General features: G+C 51.3%; 1 protein-coding gene. It reads left to right on the plus strand.

Going from position 1 to position 263, the window contains the following annotated elements; all coding sequences use genetic code 11:
• Positions 1-44: 44 nt before the first annotated feature.
• Positions 45-263 (plus strand): FAD-dependent oxidoreductase (locus CWC14_RS19105; RefSeq protein ID WP_138564437.1); only part of this gene is annotated, 219 nt, incomplete at its 3' end.

Below are 263 nucleotides of genomic sequence, written 5' to 3' on the forward strand. Positions count from 1 at the left end.
GCCCGCTTGCTTAAGGCTCATTGTTAATGCCCTAAGGAGTCACCGTGGCAAAGCAAACAGCAAGCAAAAAACAGCAACCTAAAGCAGAGGCATCGTATCAGTACGATGCCATTATCATTGGCACAGGTCCTGGCGGTGAAGGAACCGCCATGAATCTTGCGAAAAGCAATAAGAAGGTTGCTGTCATTGAACGTCAGCAAGCCGTAGGCGGTGGCTGTGTGCACTGGGGAACCATTCCTTCAAAGGCGCTGCGCCATTCAGTG

Origin of the sequence: Pseudoalteromonas sp. S3260, assembly GCF_005886925.1 — a bacterium.
Taxonomy (GTDB): Bacteria; Pseudomonadota; Gammaproteobacteria; order Enterobacterales; family Alteromonadaceae; genus Pseudoalteromonas; species Pseudoalteromonas tetraodonis.